Consider the following 18,204-nt stretch of genomic DNA (forward strand, 5'->3'; position numbering starts at 1 on the left):
GACATCAAGATGCGCGAAGAGCGTTCGGTGTCTCAGCCGGTGCGGTCGCCTGCCTGCTCAGTCCTGCTCGCCGCGCACCCGCTGCCGAGCGGCGAGGAACGCGCCGACCGGATCGCTCGAGTGGTACTGCCACGGCCACTCCGTCACGAGGTCGCCGATCACCTCGAACTGCTCCACTGCCGAGGGGAAGTCGCCGGCCATGGCGAAGCCCATCGCGAACAGGTTGTGCACGACCGGCCAGCCCGGCCGACGCTGGTAGTCGGGATGCCGTACCGACTGGTCGGCTGCGGCGTTGAGCTCAGCCACCACCGCCGCCGCACCGATGTACTCGGCGTCCTCCCCGACCGGAAGATCGAGCCACATCTCCAGGTGCGCGATCGGGACGAGCTGTCCCAGCGCGGACCCCGCGGGAGCCTTCACCGCCGCACTCCGGGCGAACTCGAACATCTCCTCGTGGCTGCCGAACCACTTCCGGCACCGGTACTGCAGCATGTGCTCGTGGGCGATCCGGTGCCACGGATGCCGATCGGTCACCGCGTCAAAGCGGCGTTGCGCCTCGTCCCGGTCGACCTGCCGGCCACGCGCCGACGTGACGAGGAAGGTGCGGGCCGTAGTGTCGTCCCGGTCCCGGTCGGCCACCTCGTCGAGGCAGTTCTCGGCGAGCGTGAGTCGCTTCCGGAACTCCCGGAACTGCTCCTGCCGGGTCTGCGACGCCCGGGCGCCGCCCCGCGCCTCCCACGCCCAGTAGACCGCGTGCACGCCACGCACCAGCAGCGGAAGGGTCGAATGCGGCTCGGCGTCGATCCACTCACCGATCCAGTCCTGCACGCCGGACACGTTCCCCGCGACGCCCAGGTAGTACGCGTGGTCGTCCGGGTCGGTGATCGGGGTGAGCAGATCCCGGGCGGTGGGCCAGTCCCGCTGCCGCAACGCGGCGCGGAGCGCAGCGGCGGTCGGATCGCCCATGGCCGGGTCGATCGACAGCGTGGCGGCGGTAGCAGTCTGCGTCGTCCTGCGCCGGAATGGCCACATGTCCCGTTCCTTCCCCCGTGATCTCGCGCAGATCATAGGGGCCTTGGTGATCCACCGGAAGCGACGCGGTCGATCGAGCGCCCTGCCGACGGGCCGGGCCCGCGCCGAGTGATCGGCGCGGGCCCGGGTGATCTCAGTTGTCGGTCAGCACTTGGTGGGTCGCAGGGTGAAGTCGACGGTCACCGTCTTGCCTGCCTTGATGTTCGTCTTCTGGGTCTGCGGGATCCACCCGTCCCGGGCAGCGATCACCTCGATCGGGTTGGCACCCGACGGCGCCCAGATGGCGTACTTGCCGTTGGCGTCGGCCTCCAAGGTGAACGTCCAGCCACCCTTGCCGTTGATCTGGACGGTGGTCCCGCGCAGGGCGGTGCTCTTGCCCTGGCAGTCGACGCCGGTGACGGTGCCGGCCACCTTGCCCCAGTCCTTGGGCGGCTGGACCACCATCGTCACGTCGATCGGCGCCACCGCGTACGGGGTGTCGGACTTGACCCCGAGCTGCGCGGTGTAGGTGCCGGGCTGACCCACACCCGCCGCCGAAGTGGCGTCGAGCGTGGCAGTCACCGTGACGCTCTGTCCGGGCTGCAGCGTCGCCGTGGTGGGGGACGCGGACAGCCACGGCACGTCGGTGACGGTGGCGCACTGGTCGAAGCCGGGCAGCATCTCGCTTTCCGGCGTCGGGGTGAACCCACCGGTCGAGCCACCGACCTTCACGAACCCGCACGCCGCCCCGGCCCGGTAGCGGGCGTAGTTGGCGTTGGGCAGCGCCGACCAGGAGTTGGCCGCCGGGTCGTACGCCCAGCCCTGGTTGGTGACGACGGTGGAGTTGTTGATGACACCGGTGGACAGCAGCAGCAGGCCGTTGGCGGTGTCCGCGGCCACGCCCCAGAAGTCGACCGGCAGGTCGGCCAGCTGGGTCCAGGTGTCGTTGCCCGGGTTGTAGCCGTAGGTGCTCTTCAGGGTCGTCGGCCCGTTACCGCCGGCGCAGTAGACCGTGCCGTTGATCCCGCCGCAGCCCTGCCAGGCGACGGCGACCGGGTACGGCGCGACGGTGGTGAACGAGTCGGCTCCCGGGTTGTACCGGACGACCGCGTTGGACTTGGTGCAGTTGCCGTCCGTACACCCGCCGACCAGGTAGATCTGGCCGTCGGAAACCGCGATGCCGGGGGCTGCCCGCGGCGCCGGGTTGACCGAAGCCCGAGTCTGCCAGGCGTTGGTGGCGGGGTCGTAGGCGTACACCTTGCTGGACGTGTTACCGGCCGTGTCCCAGCCGCCGAACACGTACAGCTTGCCGTCGGCGAACGCCGCCGACGGCTTCTCCAGCGCCGCGGGCAGGTCCGCGATCCGGGTCCACACGTTCGTGGCCGGGTCGTAGACGTAGCTGTTGGCGAGGTTGTTGAGGCCGTCCGTGCCGCCGACCGAGTACACCTTGCCGTCGAACGCGGCCACGGCGTTGTCCATGATCGCGATCGGGTACTTGGCCGTGTCGACCCACGGTGGCGCGTAGGGGGATGGCGCGACCGGCTCACCGGCCTTGTTGTCGCCCAGCCAGCCGATGGACGTGCCGCTGCCCTTGACCAGGTTGTTCTGCAGGGGCGCGCCGCGCGGTCCGAGGATCTCGAAGCCGCCACGCCGCTCGGACAGATCCACGCTGGCCGGCGCGTCGCCCGTGTTGGTGATCTTCGTGGTCACCGTCGTCTTCTGACCGAGCGTCTGGGTGCCGGTCAGCGACGGCGGGGTGATGGTCAACCGGCCGGCCTTGAGCGAGAAGTCGGCTCGGGTGCTCTGGTCGGCCGCGACGTTCACGGTGGAGGTGACCGACCCGTAGTTGCTCTTCGCCGCCGTGAACGGGTGCGCCCCGGTCAGCGTGGAGAACATCCAGTAGAAGCCGTCGCCGAGGTTGCCGTCGTCCGGCGTCGCCGCGGTGGTGGCCTTCTCGGCCGGCTTGTCCACGCTGGTCACCGTGGCGCCGTTCAGACCCTCCGAGATGTTGGTGTCGAGGACCTGGCCGAGCACGAGTCCGCCGGGGATCGGGTCGCAGCCCCGGTTCACGACGGAGACGTTGTCGACCTCCCACCACCAGGCCCAGCTGCCCTGGTAGTGGAACCGGACCAGCACGCCGGCCTTGCCACCGGCCTGCGGAATCGCAACCTCCTCGAGCACCGGGCCGCGCCGGCTGGTGGTGGTCCAGTTCGCCGCGGTCGCCCAGGTCGTGCCGCCGTCGACGCTGAACTCCACGTTGGCGAACCCGTTGAGCGCCCGGTAGTCGCTGTTGAACCGCAGCACCGGCGACGGCACGGCGGTCAGGTCCAGCGACGGGGTGATCAGCTCGGTGTTGATGGTGGTGCCGGAACCGGCCGCGTCGCTGTCCGCGATCGCGTACTTGCCGGTGCCGCCGGTGAGGTTGCCCCGGTTCTTCGGGTCGTTGAACACCCAGCCGCCGCTGGTGGTGTGGTTCACCACGTTCCAACCCTGCGGTGTCGTCCCGGACTCGAACGACTCGGTGAACAGCGGGCTGCCGTAGTTGAACTTGTAGCCGGCGGCGGTGCAGTTGTTCTCGACGGCCAGGTCGAAGTTCTTCACCTGGTCGCCGTCACCGACGGTGAGCTGCGCGGTGCCCTGCTGATACGCCGGGTACATCGCCTTGACGGTCAGCCCGTATTCGCCGGCGGGCAGGTCGACCGAGTACGCGCCGGTGACGGGGTTGGTGAACACCGGTCCGCCCGGCTTGCCGGCCACGTCGATCCGCGCGTACAACGGCCAGCCGTGCCCGGACCCGTCCTTCACCACACCGGAGATCTTGCGCGCCGGCACAGCGTCGAGGGTGAAGTTGACCGTGACCGTGCCGCCGTCGGTAACCGTGACCGTCTGGGTCTTCGGGGCGTAACCGAACGCCGACGCGGTCACCTCGTGCTGCCCGGCCGGCAGGGTCAGCTTGTAGCTGCCCTGGTCGTCCGTGACGGTGCCGCCGCCGCCGACGCGCACCGAGGCACCGGCAATCGGCGCGCCACCGGACTTGGTGACCTTGCCGTTGACCTCGCCACGCGGTCCGGCGACGCAGTTCGGGAACTTCATCGCACCGACCCGGGTCTGCCACGTGGCGGAGCTGGTCGTGGTCAGGTACTCGGAGGTGAACCAGAAGGTGCAGCCGTCGGTCGGGTCCACCGACATCGAGCTGTAGTCACCCCAGCGGGCCGCCGAGTGGGTCTGCGCTCCGGTGCCGGCGATCAGCGTGCGCTCGCTCTGCCCGAGCTGGCCCAGCGGGTCGCCGGAGAGCCGGCCGGCCATCCGGATCGACGGGAAGGAGTTGCTGCTCGACGCCGAGTAGCCGAACGCGATGTTGCCGGAGACGTCGATCGCGCCGCTGGCCATCCAGCGGTGCTCGGCGTCGGGGGCATAGGTGCCCTGCTGGTTGATCCGCCAGTTGGTGGGCGAGGTGCTCTGCAGCTCGTACCAGCGCACGCCGGCGTGGTCGGTGCCGTCAGCGTCGACCGTGTGGTTCAGCACGATCGAGGCGTGGTCGCCGAAGTTGCGGTACGCGGCCCGGTACATCAACCGGTCGGCGATGGCGTCCAACCGCGCCGAGGTGCCCTGCTGGGGTACGCAGGTGCGGGCGTAGTTGCACATGTTCGAGTCGAACGGTGCGGTCTCCATGAAGCGGCTCGGCGCGAGGTTGTTGCCGAACGTGGAGTTCGCGGGATTGGCCCAGTCGACCTTGAAGTCCCACATCAGCAGCCGGTCGGTCGGCGAGACGCCCCAGGCGTCGTCGTCGAACATGACGAACGGGTTCGGTGCCCCGGCGGGCGGGGCGAGGCCTTCGGCGTCGGCGGGCAGCAGGCCACCGAAGTCCGGTCCGAGGTGGAAGTAGACCATCCGGGCCGGCTGGCCGGTGAGCATCTTCTCCCGCTCGAACGCCACCGCGCCCGCGCCGACGAAGGACGGCGCGAACTCGTTGGTCGTCATGTAGTAGGCGTCCGGCCAGATCCCGTACTTCGGGTAGTCGTTCATCCGGGTCTGGTGGTAGAGGAAGTCGTACCGGAAGTAGGCGCCGGTCGGGTCCGGGGTCTGGGAGATCGCCATGCACTGGTGATTGCCGGCCGTCCCGCCGGGCAGGGCGAACTGGGTGACCATCCACCGGTCGGCGGTCTCGTCGTAGAGGACGATCGGGTCGCCGTCGTTGCGGGTCTCGCACGGCCCGCCGAAGCCGGACCAGATCGCGTTGGCCGGCAGCGGGCCGAGCAGCAGGTTGCCGGTCTTGTTGTAGACGGCGTAGTGCAGGTTCACCATCTGCACGTAGTGGTTGGGCCCCACATCGCCGTTGGTGTCCGGCGGCAGCACCCCGTCGATGTTGCCGACGCCCTCGAAGTTCGCGGTGAACTCAGGCACCTGGCTGGCGGTGAAGCCGCGCTGCACGGCGTCGCTTCCGGCCTTGGCGGACGCGTCCGCCGCCTGCCGGTTCAGCGACTGAGCCGGCTGGACCGCAATTTTCGAGCCTTGTCCGCTTTTGGTTTTCGGAGCGATGTCGCGCAGTTTCCGGGAAACGTCGTGTTTGGCGGCTTGGCGCACTTCGGCCTTTGTCGCTGCGGCTGCGGGCGCGGCGGGTTCCGGGTCGACGGGTCGGGCGGCCGCGGGTAGTGCACCGAGGAGCAGAGCGGCGACGGCCACGACGGCGACCGGGCCCGCTCTCAGCAGCCCTCTTCGCGATTTGCGCATCAGATGATGACCTCCTAGCTGACGGCAGCCAAGGGTGGTTGACCACCGAGGGTGCAGGACTGGAAACCGCAGGTAGGCGGCATCCCGCGATCATCGTCGATGTACTTCGATCTTCTCTCAAGCGCAAATGGCGGGCAGTAATGGGGCAAAATCGGTTCAATATCGAGCTTTAGGTTTCAACAACAAAAGTTTTGATATTGACCTGCGTTCTGCAAGTTGCTTTCCTACACCCATGAGCACTCCTGCGGGAGATTTCGACGAGCAGCCGGTCATACTCTGCGTGACTGCCAGCCGCAGCAAGCGAGCGCAAGTCGCTCGGCTCATGAGCGGCCACGGTGTCGTACTAATGTTTCCTGACCTCCAGACGGTCCGCGCCGTGCTGTTCGACGACACGGCCGCCTCCACCGCCCCCGCGACCGGCGCAGTGGCGCTGGGTCGCCTAGTGGTCGATCAACAGCGGCAACAGGTCAGCTGGGCCGGCCAGGCCCTCCCCCTGACCCGCCTGGAACGGGACGTGCTCGCCGCACTGGCCAGCCCGCCCCTGCGCGTCTGGACCTATCAGCAGTTGTACGAGCGGGTCTGGGGCGCGGACTACCTGGAGGACGCGGCAGCCGTCCGGTCCACCGTCAAACGCTTGCGGGCCAAGCTCCGCGACGCGAACGCCACCGTCGCGGTGGAATCCGCACGCGGCGTCGGCTACTCCCTGGTGGACGCCAACTCCCATGGTCGCCACTGACGGCGCCCGAGGAACGAGCACACTGGCCGGGCGTCAGATCATCCGCGGTGATCAGTCCTCGGGCCACCCAGCCGGGTTGCAGACGGACTCCCGTGAGATACCCGAGCCGGTCTCGGGCCACACGCCGAAGCACTCCTCGTACAGGTGGGCGAAGAGGTAACAGAGCCCCTCGCAGTCGGCGTCGAGCACAGCCATCGCCGGATTCGCCTGGACCGCCTCGTAGAACTGGCGGCCCATCGCCACAATGAACCCGCGGGCGTACAGGAAACCGTCGTCGGAGCCGTCCGTCACCTCGTGGATGTCGGCGCGGTCGATGTCGTACAGCTTCCGCTCGACGACCCGGTCGAGGTCGACCAACTCCGGACCCGAGAGCCCGGCGCACAACTCACGCAGCTCGCCCAGGAACGGGTCGAGCCACTTGTCGATCGCGTACAGCCCGTCCCCACCCTCCTCGTCGTCCGCCGGATCCCGGTCGAGCAGGGCGCGGCGCAGCACCGCCGGCTCCGGGCCGAGTCGGGCCCACGCCTCCTCCACGAGCGCCCAGAAGCGGGACTCTTCCTCTGCCGTCGGCAGCCGCGGCGAAGCCGCGAGATCGGTATCGGTCACGGGCGCAGATTAATGAAGCCCACCGACAAGCAGCGGGCCCGGACGGGGCGCACGGCCGAAAGTCGCTTGCCGCGCCCCGGCGGGTTCCGGGAGGGTGGGCGCCATGACGTTCTGACGGACCGCACCCGCTGATCCCAGGTTCCGCGGCACCGACCGGTGCCGTCCCGGCCGTCCGCCCATACCCTTTCCGTAAGAAGCGAGCGTCTTTGTCTCAGCACCCCTCGCGGCGGGAGTCCGTGCCGCCGTCCATTTCGGCCACCGTCACCGTGTTCGCCTCTCCGACCAGCTGGATCGAGTCCGACGCCGTCGCACAGTGCCATCAGGTGGCCGCCCTCGACGGCATGATCCACGTCGCCGCCATGCCGGACCTGCACCCCGGCAAGGGCGCTCCCATCGGCGCCGCGATGGCGTCAACCGTGCTGTACCCGTTCCTGGTGGGCTCCGACATCGGGTGCGGAATCGCCGTGTTCCCGATCAAGATCAAGCGCCCCGTACCCGAGAAGCTCGCCGCCCGGTTCCCCGATCTCGACCGCACCCTGGACCCTCAACGGGACGCCGACGACCCCGCCTGGGCCGTCGTGGACGGCGAGGTTCCCGCCGGCCACCTCGAGGGACTCGGCACGGTCGGCCGGGGTAACCACTTCGTCGAGCTGGCGCGCATCGGCACCGTCTTCGACCCGGGTCACGCGAACCGTCTCGGGCTCGACGCCGGCGACCTCGTACTCGTCGTCCACAGCGGCTCCCGGGTCTCGGCGAACGGATCCTGCGGGCGCACACCGAGGTTCACGGCGCGGGCCCCGCCCCTGACCCCGCCGCCTACCTGGCCATGCACGACCAGGCCGTACGCTGGGGTTCGCTGAACCGACGGCTGTTGGCGGCCCGGGTCGCGCACGCGCTGGGGACCGAGCCCAGCGAACCGATCCTCGACCAGTGCCACAACCTGGTCGAAATCCGCGACGGGGTCTACCTGCACCGCAAGGGCGCGGCACCGGGCGACGGCCGCGACGTGCTCATCGCCGGCACCCGCGGCACCCCGTCCTACCTCGTGGCCGCCCACGCCGGCCCGGACGCCAACCACTCCGTGGCCCACGGCGCGGGCCGCAAGATGTCCCGCGCCGACGCTCTGCGCCGGGGCCGCGCCAAGCACACCGTGGAGGAACTGCGCCGCACGCCGGTGGGGTCGCTGGTGGTGTGCGGCGACCGCCAACTGCTGTTCGAGGAGGCGCCCAACGCCTACAAACGCATCGAGCAGGTGATCAACGATCTCGTCGACCACCGCCTGGCCACACCGGTGGCGACCACGATCCCCCTGGTCACCTACAAGACGCCCGACGTCGGGGCCACGCCGCGACCGGACCGCCGGGACAACCGCCGCAGGCGCGGCCGGCCATGAATGTCCACCTGCTCATCTCCGCCGGGCGCGGCCCGCAGGAGTGCGCCTGGGCGCTGGCCCGGCTGCTGTCCCGTCTGGAGGCCGACGCCACCCGGCACGCGCTGACCACCCGCCGGGTCCAGACTGTGCCCGGTGACCGGCCCGACACCTACCGGTCCGTCCTGGTGCGCATCTGCGGCGCCCGCGCCGAGGCGTTCGCCGCCTCGTGGACCGGAACCCTGTGCTGGCAGGCACCCAGCCCCTACCGGACGAGCACCGGCCGGAAGAACTGGTACGTCATCGCCCGACCGTGCCAGGTCGACACCCCGACCACGACGTTCACCGAAGCGGACGTCGACATCGTCGCCTGCCGCACCGGCGGCCCGGGTGGCCAGCACCGGAACAAGGCAAGCACGGCCGTACGGGCGACGCACCGTCCCTCGGGCGTCGTCGTCGTGGTCGACACCGAGCGCCAGTTCGGCCTCAACCGCCGCATCGCCATGCAACTGCTGCGGCAACGCATCGAGCACGGCGACGAGGAGGCACGCCGCGCCCTTACCACCGGCCGATGGCGCATCCACGACGAACTCGTTCGCGGCAATCCCACCCGCATCGAACGCCCGAAGCCGTCGTGACAGGACAGCCGGCGGCGAGTCGCTTCAGCCGGGCGGCTCGAACGCCACGAACAGCGAGGTCGCGGCCCAGTCGGAGAGCGGCTCGCCCTCCCGCCAGCCCTGATACTTCGCGGCCAACAGGCGCCGGGCCAGCGCCTCCTCGCCTGGGGCGGCCACGAACCGGGCCGTCACGGCGGCCGTCCCGGGCAGATCTGCGTGCAGTTCGCGGGGACCACCGAGGCGCAACCGGGCGCTCGGCTCCCGGCGGAGGTTGCGTACCCAGTCGGCGCCGTCACCGTCGCCGGACAGCACATACCGAACGCCCTGGTGCTCCGCGTACCAGATCTCAATCGTGTGGGGGCGACCGCAGCGCCGGCCGACGGTGGTCAGGTAGGCGAATTCGTGGACGGGCACGAGGCAACCCTATCGGCCCGCGTCAGCCAGGGAGCGCCGCCGACCGCGACCGCCATTCCCGGGCCAACATCGCGAACACGAGCTGGTCGGCCCACTCGCCGCGGAATAGGTAGCTCTCGACATGCCGCGCCTCGCACCGCATGCCCAGCCGGGTCATCAGCCGGGCCGACGCCTCGTTGCCGGCGTGGCACCGGCCGTAGACGCGATGCAGACCGAACTCCTCGAAGCCCCAGCCCAGCAGCGCCGCCGCGGCCTCGGTGGCCAGCCCCCGGCCGGAGAACTCCGGGTTGAAGACGTACCCGATCTCGGCGGTCCGGTCGGCCTGGCTCCGCCAGACCAGCTCGACGGTGCCGGTCACCCGCCCGTCCGCCGCGGCGGCCAGGGTCAGGACGTCGCCCTCGACACGCAGCCCGTCCTCGCGGGCCATCGCCGCCACCGACTCCCGCGACTGCTCGCGGGTACGCGGCTCGCCGCCGAGCAGCCAGCGGCACACGTCGGGCCGGCGCTGGTACGCGTACACGTCGTCAAGGTCGTCCGGGGTGACCGGCCGAAGGGTGAGCCGGCGGGTGCGGATCGGGGTGAACACGGCCGGAGCGTACCGGGACGGGCCTGTTCGGTCCGGACAATTTTTCGCTCGGGGCCGGCCCAGTCACCCCGCCGTACGCCAGCCTCCAGGCATCGGTCGGCATGCCATGACACGTTGTGGGCGAGCAAAGGTTCCGGTACTTTTTCGATAGATTTCCTTCGATCAACTCATGGTGGGGCGGGAGACGATCCCGGCGCGGCCTCCGGGCGACCGCGCAGCGAGCCGACCACCGTGGCGGGCAGTGGTCGAAGAGTCCTCCTCATCCGCACGGCTTTGGAAAGGCTTTCTGATGGACAAGGTGCTCGCCCGCGGCAGCGGGAGCTCGACGGCCCGGTCACGCCCGCATACCGCCCTGGCGTTGGCGGCGGCTGGTGTCGCGGTGTTTGCCGCCACGGTGGCGGTGACCTCCACGGCCAGCGCCGGCACGACCCTGGGGACCTCGGCGGCCGAGCAGGGCCGCTACTTCGGCGCCGCGGTGGCGGCGAACAAGCTGTCGGACGCCACGTACGTCGGCATCCTGAACCGCGAGTTCAACATGGTCACCCCCGAGAACGAGATGAAGTGGGACGCCACCGAACCGTCCCAGGGCCAGTTCACCTACCCCAACGCCGACCGCATCGTCAGCCACGCCCAGACCAACGGCATGCGGGTACGCGGCCACGCCCTGGCGTGGCACTCGCAGCAGCCCGGCTGGGCGCAGAACATGAGCGGCAGCGCACTGCGCCAGGCGATGGTCAACCACATCACCCAGGTCGCCACCCACTACCGTGGCAAGATCTACGCCTGGGACGTGGTCAACGAGGCCTTCGCTGACGGCGGCAGCGGCGGCCGCCGGGACTCGAACCTGCAGCGCACGGGCAACGACTGGATCGAGGTCGCCTTCCGCACCGCCCGAGCCGCCGACCCCGGCGCCAAGCTCTGCTACAACGACTACAACACGGACGGGCAGAACGCGAAGTCCAACGCCGTCTACGCGATGGTGCAGGACTTCAAGGCCCGCGGCGTGCCGATCGACTGCGTCGGCTTCCAGTCCCATTTCAACAGCGCCTCCCCGGTGCCCGGTGACTACCAGGCCAACCTGCAGCGGTTCGCCAACCTCGGCGTCGACGTGCAGATCACCGAACTGGACATCGAGGGCTCCGGCACCATCCAGGCCGACAACTACGGCCGGGTCGTCCGGGCCTGCCTGGCCGTGTCCCGCTGCACCGGCATCACCGTCTGGGGCATCCGGGACACCGACTCGTGGCGGGCCAGCGGCACCCCGCTGCTCTTCGACGGCAGCGGCAACAAGAAGCCCGCGTACACCGCGGTCCTCAACGCCCTGAACGGCGGTTCCACCCCGCCACCGACCACGACTCCCCCGACCACGACCCCGCCGACCAGCCCGCCGCCCTCGGGCAGCGGCTGCACCGCGACCCTGACCCTCAGCCAGTGGCAGGGCGGCTTCGTCACCTACGTCCGCGTCACGGCCGGTGCGACCCCGCTCAACGGGTGGACCGTCGGGCTGACCCTGCCGGGCGGCGCGACCATCACCAACACCTGGAACGCCCAGCCCAGCGGCACATCCGGTGCCGTGACCTTCCGCAACCTCAGCTACAACGGCCAGCTCGGTGCCGGAGCCAGCACCGAGTTCGGCTTCCAGGGTGTCGGCACCGGACCCTCCGGCACCGCCACCTGCACCGCTGCATGACAGAGCGCGGCCCGGCGCGGAAGGTCCCGCGCCGGGCCGCCGCCCTGCGTACCGGTGCCATGTCGTGCCGGCGCGGCCCAGTCACCGCCGCGTCGGGTCTCAACGCGACTTCGCGACCTCGACCAGCTGGTCCAGGGCGGCGCCCCAGCCCTCGTGGAAGCCCATGTCCGCGTGCGACTTCCTCGACGAGGCGTCGGCGTGCATCGCGGTGGCCGTGTACTTCGTGCCGTCACCGTCGGGCTCGATGCTGATCACGGCGGTGAACGCGAAGCCGTCGACGAGCTGTGGGCGGAACCCGGGGCCGAGACCGGAGGTGAAGATCAGCCTCGACCCCTCCTCGACCACCAGGACGCAGCCGGTGTTCGGATACTCGTCGCCCTCCGGCGAGCGCATGACGGTGTTGAACCTGCCTCCGGGGCGCAGGTCGAGCTCGCAGGACGTTGTCGTCCAGGGCCTCGGGGCGAACCACCGCACGATCAGTTCGGGGGTCGTCCAGGCTTTCCAGACCAGCTGGGGCGCGACGTCGACGGTGCGCTCCAGCACGAGGTCGAGCTCCGGGTTGGTGAGGTGAGCGGTCATGACTGCTGCTCCTTCAGGTCGTAGAGAAGCGAATCAAGTTGATCGAGACATCGGCTCCACAGCGCGCGCTGCGCGGCGAGCCAGGCGTCGACCCGGTCGAGCGGCTGGGGAGCGAGCCAGTAGGTCCGCACCCGCCCCTTCTTCTCCGACCGCACCAGGCCGGAGCGTTCGAGAACGCTGAGGTGCTGAGTGAACGACGGCAGCGCCATGTCGAACGGCCGAGCCAGGTCGCTGGTTGTCGCGGGCCCCTGGCCGAGCCGCTCGATGACCCGGCGGCGGGTGGGGTCCGACAAGGCGTGAAAGACCTCGTCCAGCGGCGCCACGGCCGCGCCGCCCCCATGCTTAGGCATGAACCTAAGTATGGCGGCGGCCCTCACTTAGGTCAACCACTAAGTGACGTTCCGGGCCATTACCCTGTCCGGGATGAACGATCAAGGTTGGTTGGCGGACACCCGGACCTCCTACGACACCGTCGCGGTCAGCTATGCCGACCACGTACGCGACGCTTTCGCCCGCTCGCCCCACCTACGCGGGAGCTTGGCCGTGTTCGCCGACCTGATCCACACCGCCGGTGGCGGACCGGTCGTTGACGTGGGCTGCGGACCCGGACACATCACCGCCCACCTGCACACGTTGGGCATCGACGCCTTCGGCATCGACCTCTCACCCGGAATGGTCGACGTGGCTCGGCGTGACCACCCCGGCCTGCGGTTCGAGGTCGGCTCGATGACGGACCTACGCCTCGCCGACACCTCCGTCGCCGGTCTGCTCGCCTGCTGGTCGCTGATCCACGTTCCCGACGACGCGGTCCCCGTGGCCCTCGGCCACTTCCGGCGGGCGTTGCGTCCCGGCGGACCACTGCTGCTCGGCTTCCACGTCGGCGACGGCTCGCGGCTGAAGACGCAGGGCTACGGTGGCCACCCGATGAACGTCCACGTTCACCGCCGCCAGCCCGATCAGGTGGCCGCCTGGCTGCGCGACGCGGGATTCACGGTCGAGGCCCAGCTGCTGATCGATCCGGACCAGAGCGTGCCCGGGGCCCTCCTCTTCGCCCGTCGCCAGCCCTAGAAACGTGCGGTGCGGAAAGTACAGTGGGGGAAGTCCTGGCCCCACTGATCTTGGCAGGCACACGGTTCCGGCGACTTTCGCCCACCGGCAAGGGCCTGCCAGCCGGAAGGAGCACAGTGCACAGACGTATCAGGAGCGCCCTCGGTGTCGCCTTGGCCGCCACCCTCCTCGCCACCACTCCGCAGGCTCCGTCACAGGCGCACGACAGGCAGGCCAAACCCGACGTCATCTCGTTGCCGGACGGATTCCAGCCCGAAGGCATCGCCACGGCCGGCACGTACGCCTACTTCGGATCCCGCGCCACCGGTGCCATCTACCGCGCCGACCTGATCTCCGGCGAAGGCGAGCAGATCAGCCCCGCCACCGGCACCCCCTCAGTCGGGCTCAAGGTCGACCGGCGCGGCCGGCTCTTCGTCTCCGGCGGCACGGCCGGCGACGCCCGGGTGATCGACACCCGCACCGGGGCCGCCCTGGCGCGTTACCAGTTCGCCGCCGCCCCGACGTTCGTCAACGACGTCGTCCTCACCAGGGATGCGGCCTACTTCACCGACTCCAACAAGCCGGTCCTCTACCGCCTGCCACTCGGCCGCGACGGCGCACTGCCGCCGACCGACGGTTTCACGGCGATCCCTCTCACCGGCGCCTACCAGCAGGTCGGCACCGGGATCAACCTCAACGGCATCGCGCGGACGCCCGACGGGAAGGCACTGATCGTCGTCCAGTCCAACACCGGCATCCTCTTCCGCGTCGACCCGGCGACCGGCGTCACCACCACGGTCGACGTGCCCGGCCACACCTTCGCCAACGGCGACGGGCTGCTGCTCGTCGGTCGCACGCTCTACGTCGTCCAGAACCGGCTCAACCAGATCGCCGCGGTCGAGCTGAACCCCTCCGGGACCGCCGGCACGGTGACCGGGACCATCACCGACCCGAACTTCGACGTCCCCACGACGGTGGCAAGCGCCCTCGGCCGCCTCTACCTGCCCAACGCGCGCTTCACCACGCCGCCGACCCCCACCACGCCGTACACCGTGGTCGCGGTCCGTCCGCTCTGAGAGCACGTCGGGGGTACGCGCAGTCCGCGCGTACCCCGGCGTCCTGCTCGTTGATTCGCTCCTGCCGGCAAGCTCATCGGCCCATCACCGGGTCGCCCTCTCGTCAGCCCATCGGTCCCGCACCGATCCGGGCCACACCAAATGCTTTCACCAGTTCGAACAGCAGATCATTTCTTTGCGGGACGCCCGAGGGCCCCTGTCCGGCCCGCAACTCCAGCCGCGGACGTCGGCAACACTCGCAGTGGACAGAGTGGCGTTGCGCGTCGGAGGCCCTATCACCGGATCAACGGAAATTCGCAAAGAATGTCGACTGACGGCCGCAAAGAACAGACTTCGCGTCGCGGAAAACATGGACGTCGCGAAATTGCGGATGACTTGAAACTGCCGGGTTACTTGCCCCCAATCCGCCCGGGACGGTCATCATCCCGCCCACGGAACGGCACAGGCTGATCTTCCGGTCAGTCCCGGCCTGGCGTGCCGGAACAGGACGAAGCCGCACGTCAGCTTCGCCATTGCCGCGTGTCCCGCCCGCCTCGCCCGTCAGTCATCGCCGCCTACTTCCTCATCAGCAGCCACACCCTTCGTTATCCGGACGGCAAGGCGGCGGGAAACGCTAGATTCAGTCGGAGGTGCAGCCATTTCCGCTCGGCGGCGAGTGACCGCGGCGAGGGCTGCCAGGTGCGGCGGACGGCAGTCGCGGATCGCCTTCGACGGCGATCACTGCCCGGGCGAATGGTTGCTGATTGCTGATGATGTTGCTTAGCGCCACGACAGAGTGCGATGACCAGGTGTCCGCACGGCCCCCGAGGTACCGCCTGGCCGCGCACCGCTTGCTCGGGACGGCGGGTTCGCTGGTGACCGTGGTGGGCGGGTTGCTGGCGGGCGTACGGCCCGTCGGCGAGGTGGCGATCGACCTGCCGATCGTCCATCAGGTACGCGCGTCGACGGCGCTGTCGGTCGCCGTGGTCTACGTCGGCCTCACGATGCTGTTGCTCGCGTGGTGGCGGGTGGGCCGGCAGGTTCGTTCCGGCGACACCTCCTGCCGCAGCCTGGCGACGACCGCGGCGTGGTGGGGAGCGCCCTTCGCCCTCACCATCCCGATCTTCAGCGGCGACGTCCACAGCTATCTCGCCCAGGGTGCGATGACCAGGGCCGGGTTGGACGCGTATCAGGTCGGACCAGCCGCCCTGGGTGGTCCCCTCACGGTGAACGTGCCCGACATCTGGCAGCACACGCCGGCGCCGTACGGTCCGATCTTCCTCAACCTCGCCGGCGGGGTGACCGAGGTGACCGGGGGTGGCGTCTGGGCGGGCATCCTCGGGATGCGTCTGCTGGCCCTGTTGGGGGTGGGCCTGATGGTGTGGTCGGTGCCCCGACTGGCCCGCTTCTGCGGGGTGCGCCCGGCGGCGGCGATGTGGCTGGGCGTGCTCAACCCGCTCGTGCTGCTTCATCTGATCGGCGATGCCCACAACGAGGCGGTGATGCTGGGCCTGATGTGCGTCGGCCTGGTCATGGCACTACGGCGGCGACCGGTGGTCGGGGTCGTGCTGCTCACGCTTGCCACGCTCGTCAAGGCGCCCGCGGCGCTGGCGATCGCCTTCGTGGTGCCCATCTGGGCGCGGCAGCTGTGTGGCCGCTGGCCACGACTGCGGGTCGCGCTGTGGGTCGGCGCGGTCGCCGGCGGAACCGCGGTGTTGGTCACGGCGCTGGCCGGGATGAGCTTCGGCTGGGTGCAGGCCCTGGGTACGCCCACCCACGCGCGTACCTGGATGTCGATCACCACCGACCTGGGCTGGGCGGTGGGCACGGTGCTGCACCACCTGATCGGCGTCGGGGTGGAGCAGACGAGGCACGCTGTCTGGCTGGTGGGTCTCGTCGTTGCCGCGGGGTTGTGCATGGCCCTGTGGCGGCGCAGCGCGCGGATCGGACCGGTCACCGCCCTCGGCCTGTCGCTCGCGGTGGTCGTCATTGCTGGCCCGGTGGTGCATCCGTGGTACCTGCTCTGGGCGATCGTGCCACTCGCGGCCGCCGCGGGCGGCACCGCGATCCGTCGGGTGGTCACGGCCGGTTCGATCGCCCTCGTCCTGCTGGTCCTGCCTGGCGGTGTCCAACCCGGCCTGCCCGCGCTCGTCGGCGCGCTGGCAGGAACGGTGCCCGTCCTTGTCGCGGCTGCGGCGTTCCTCCGCCTGCGGCAGCGACGTGGATCAGCTTCGTCGGCAGGCGACCCGGTCGAGCGGGTTCAACCGGTGCTCACGGCCGGCCGGGCAGTCGGTCGTTCGCCCGGCGGCCGGCGACCTACCGCGCAGCCAGCGCTGGTGGCAGCCTCGGGCAACGCCGGTCGCCGGGCGCCGGCCCGTCACGTCGACCCGGCCGGCGACGCTGATCACGACGCGCCGCCCGCCGCCGGGCAGCGCCTCGCGCTGCGTGCGGTCAGCACGCGGCGCGGTGGCCTGCCGCGTTGGTACACCGCAGTTCCCACCACAGCGGCGGGTCCGGCGGTCTGTCACTGCTGGTGGTCCAGCGGGCCACACCGTCGGCACCGATGACCTGATCTCGTTCCGACCTTGACGGGATGTCCTTCACCCGGTGGGCACCCGACCATCGACGCAACGCCGAGGCCTGGGCCAACGACCGGACCGGGGCGGACCTCACCGCCCAGATCGATCCGGATTTCCGGATGGGCCCGCAGGCCGTCAGCGTGCCGGCTTCGGCGACCACCTGAACCGGCTGGTCCCTGTGCTCACTTGGCGCACTGCGCGCAGGCGCCGAAGATCTCCAGCGTGTGGCCGACATCGGTGAAGCCGTGCTGGCTCGCGACCTGGTCGGCCCAGCGCTCCACCGCCGGACCGGCCACCTCGACCGTGCGGCCGCACTCCCGGCAGACCAGGTGATGATGGTGCCGGCTCTGGCTGCACCGGCGGAACAGCTGCTCCCCGCCCGGCAGCCGGGTCGAGTCGATCTCACCGGCGTCGACCAGCAGCTGCAGCGTCCGGTAGACCGTGGTCAGTCCCACCCGGGCCTTGCGGGCGACGAGCATCTGGTGCAGCTGCTGCGCGGTGTGGAAGCCCTCGACCTCACGCAGCAACTGCAGCACCTCGGCGCGCTGGCGCGTGTTCCGGGTCACGTTCGGGATCGCCTGAGTCACCGTACCGCCGTCTCCGCTCGTCCTCGTCGGCCGCGCAACCCGCCGGGCTCTTGTTGCGCGCCGGCCGAGCTACCGCCGGATCCATTATGCGTTGCGCATGTGTTGGCACCTCGACCAGCGACCCTGACCACGGGCCGGGCCGCCCGGTGACCGTTCGCCCGCGCGTCGTCGTCGAAAGGGCATCATGGCGGGATCGGTCTCCGCCGCCCCGGACGCTGCGTCACACTGTGGGGACTCTACGCTTCTGCCGTCCACACGAAGAAGGTGGCCGCACTGAGCGCAATCGACCCCGCCGACCTCGTCGCGCCGCCGTCCGCATCGCCCGCGCCACTGTCGCCGGCGCCAGCCGCCACACCCGTTCCACCCCGGCGAGACCGGACGATCGGTTCGGTCGAGGTGCTGTGCGTGCTCCTCATCCTCGTCGGCGTGCTGCACCGGCAGGTCGGCGGGTTGTTCGCCGATCCGCGGTTGCAGACCTGGTTGACGGTGTTCGTGTCGGTGCTGGTGCAGGCGGTGCCGTTCCTCGTGTTCGGGGTGGTGCTGTCGGCCGTGATCGCGGTGTTCGTGCCGCGCTCGTTCTGGGCCCGGGCCCTGCCC

At 70.1% G+C, this 18,204-nt stretch carries 15 protein-coding genes and 2 pseudogenes; 9 read left to right on the top strand and 8 right to left on the bottom strand.

The window, feature by feature from the left end:
- Window positions 1-57: 57 nt before the first annotated feature.
- Complete coding sequence (locus ABZ783_RS29090) at window positions 58-1,032, bottom strand: DUF4034 domain-containing protein (protein ID WP_357443656.1); 975 nt, start codon at window positions 1,030-1,032, stop codon at window positions 58-60.
- Between the two features lie 144 nt (window positions 1,033-1,176).
- Complete coding sequence (locus ABZ783_RS29095; RefSeq protein WP_357443658.1) at window positions 1,177-5,415, bottom strand: carboxypeptidase regulatory-like domain-containing protein; 4,239 nt, start codon at window positions 5,413-5,415, stop codon at window positions 1,177-1,179.
- 673 nt (window positions 5,416-6,088) lie between these two features.
- Between ABZ783_RS29095 and ABZ783_RS29100 the strand changes: the two genes are divergently transcribed.
- Window positions 6,089-6,478: a winged helix-turn-helix domain-containing protein gene (locus ABZ783_RS29100; protein ID WP_357443660.1), complete on the top strand. Its 390-nt coding sequence runs from the start codon at window positions 6,089-6,091 to the stop codon at window positions 6,476-6,478.
- Between the two features lie 51 nt (window positions 6,479-6,529).
- On the opposite strand, the gene ABZ783_RS29105 is transcribed toward ABZ783_RS29100, so the two are convergent.
- On the bottom strand, window positions 6,530-7,084 hold the full coding sequence (locus tag ABZ783_RS29105) for a DUF4240 domain-containing protein (protein WP_357443662.1): 555 nt from the start codon (window positions 7,082-7,084) through the stop codon (window positions 6,530-6,532).
- A gap of 206 nt (window positions 7,085-7,290) precedes the next feature.
- On the opposite strand from ABZ783_RS29105, the pseudogene ABZ783_RS29110 reads away from it, so the two are divergent.
- Both ABZ783_RS29110 and prfH read left to right on the top strand, forming a co-directional pair.
- Window positions 7,291-8,477: pseudogene (locus ABZ783_RS29110) on the top strand (RNA ligase RtcB family protein).
- Window positions 8,474-9,091 (top strand): peptide chain release factor H, encoded by a 618-nt coding sequence (gene prfH, locus ABZ783_RS29115; RefSeq protein ID WP_357443664.1) that lies wholly within the window; start codon window positions 8,474-8,476, stop codon window positions 9,089-9,091. The pseudogene ABZ783_RS29110 and the gene prfH overlap by 4 nt, the downstream one beginning before the upstream one ends.
- Window positions 9,092-9,115: 24 nt before the next feature.
- On the opposite strand, the gene ABZ783_RS29120 is transcribed toward prfH, so the two are convergent.
- Together ABZ783_RS29120 and ABZ783_RS29125 are read right to left on the bottom strand one after the other, a co-directional pair.
- Window positions 9,116-9,484 carry a nitroreductase/quinone reductase family protein gene (locus ABZ783_RS29120; protein ID WP_357443666.1) on the bottom strand — a complete coding sequence of 123 codons (369 nt, stop codon included), beginning with the start codon at window positions 9,482-9,484 and terminating at the stop codon, window positions 9,116-9,118.
- Window positions 9,485-9,506: 22 nt separating this feature from the next.
- Window positions 9,507-10,070 (bottom strand): GNAT family protein, encoded by a 564-nt coding sequence (locus ABZ783_RS29125; protein ID WP_357443668.1) that lies wholly within the window; start codon window positions 10,068-10,070, stop codon window positions 9,507-9,509.
- A 289-nt stretch (window positions 10,071-10,359) separates the two neighbouring features.
- On the opposite strand from ABZ783_RS29125, the gene ABZ783_RS29130 reads away from it, so the two are divergent.
- Window positions 10,360-11,760, top strand: coding sequence for an endo-1,4-beta-xylanase (locus tag ABZ783_RS29130; RefSeq protein ID WP_357443670.1), 1,401 nt, complete (start codon window positions 10,360-10,362; stop codon window positions 11,758-11,760).
- Window positions 11,761-11,859: 99 nt separating this feature from the next.
- On the opposite strand, the gene ABZ783_RS29135 is transcribed toward ABZ783_RS29130, so the two are convergent.
- Both ABZ783_RS29135 and ABZ783_RS29140 read right to left on the bottom strand, forming a co-directional pair.
- Entirely contained in the window at window positions 11,860-12,339 is a 480-nt protein-coding gene (locus tag ABZ783_RS29135) for an SRPBCC family protein (protein WP_357443672.1), read from the bottom strand.
- On the bottom strand, window positions 12,336-12,689 hold the full coding sequence (locus ABZ783_RS29140; protein WP_357443674.1) for a metalloregulator ArsR/SmtB family transcription factor: 354 nt from the start codon (window positions 12,687-12,689) through the stop codon (window positions 12,336-12,338). The genes ABZ783_RS29135 and ABZ783_RS29140 overlap by 4 nt, the downstream gene beginning before the upstream one ends.
- A gap of 73 nt (window positions 12,690-12,762) precedes the next feature.
- On the opposite strand from ABZ783_RS29140, the gene ABZ783_RS29145 reads away from it, so the two are divergent.
- From ABZ783_RS29145 to ABZ783_RS29160, 4 genes are all read left to right on the top strand, one after another.
- Window positions 12,763-13,407, top strand: a complete 645-nt coding sequence (locus ABZ783_RS29145) for a class I SAM-dependent methyltransferase (protein WP_357443676.1) — start codon at window positions 12,763-12,765, stop codon at window positions 13,405-13,407.
- 116 nt (window positions 13,408-13,523) lie between these two features.
- Window positions 13,524-14,462 carry a superoxide dismutase gene (locus ABZ783_RS29150; protein ID WP_357443678.1) on the top strand — a complete coding sequence of 313 codons (939 nt, stop codon included), beginning with the start codon at window positions 13,524-13,526 and terminating at the stop codon, window positions 14,460-14,462.
- 788 nt (window positions 14,463-15,250) lie between these two features.
- Window positions 15,251-17,008: a polyprenol phosphomannose-dependent alpha 1,6 mannosyltransferase MptB gene (gene mptB, locus ABZ783_RS29155; protein WP_357443680.1), complete on the top strand. Its 1,758-nt coding sequence runs from the start codon at window positions 15,251-15,253 to the stop codon at window positions 17,006-17,008.
- A gap of 26 nt (window positions 17,009-17,034) precedes the next feature.
- Window positions 17,035-17,184, top strand: a complete 150-nt coding sequence (locus ABZ783_RS29160; RefSeq protein WP_357443682.1) for a hypothetical protein — start codon at window positions 17,035-17,037, stop codon at window positions 17,182-17,184.
- Window positions 17,185-17,202: 18 nt separating this feature from the next.
- Here the strand turns inward: ABZ783_RS29160 and ABZ783_RS29165 are convergent, their stop codons facing one another.
- Window positions 17,203-17,607, bottom strand: coding sequence for a transcriptional repressor (locus tag ABZ783_RS29165; protein ID WP_357443684.1), 405 nt, complete (start codon window positions 17,605-17,607; stop codon window positions 17,203-17,205).
- A gap of 330 nt (window positions 17,608-17,937) precedes the next feature.
- Between ABZ783_RS29165 and ABZ783_RS29170 the strand changes: the two are divergent.
- Window positions 17,938-18,204: pseudogene (locus tag ABZ783_RS29170) on the top strand (permease); the annotation flags it as partial.

The sequence above is a fragment of the Micromonospora sp. NPDC047738 genome (assembly GCF_040642675.1).
Taxonomy (GTDB): domain Bacteria; phylum Actinomycetota; class Actinomycetes; order Mycobacteriales; family Micromonosporaceae; genus Micromonospora.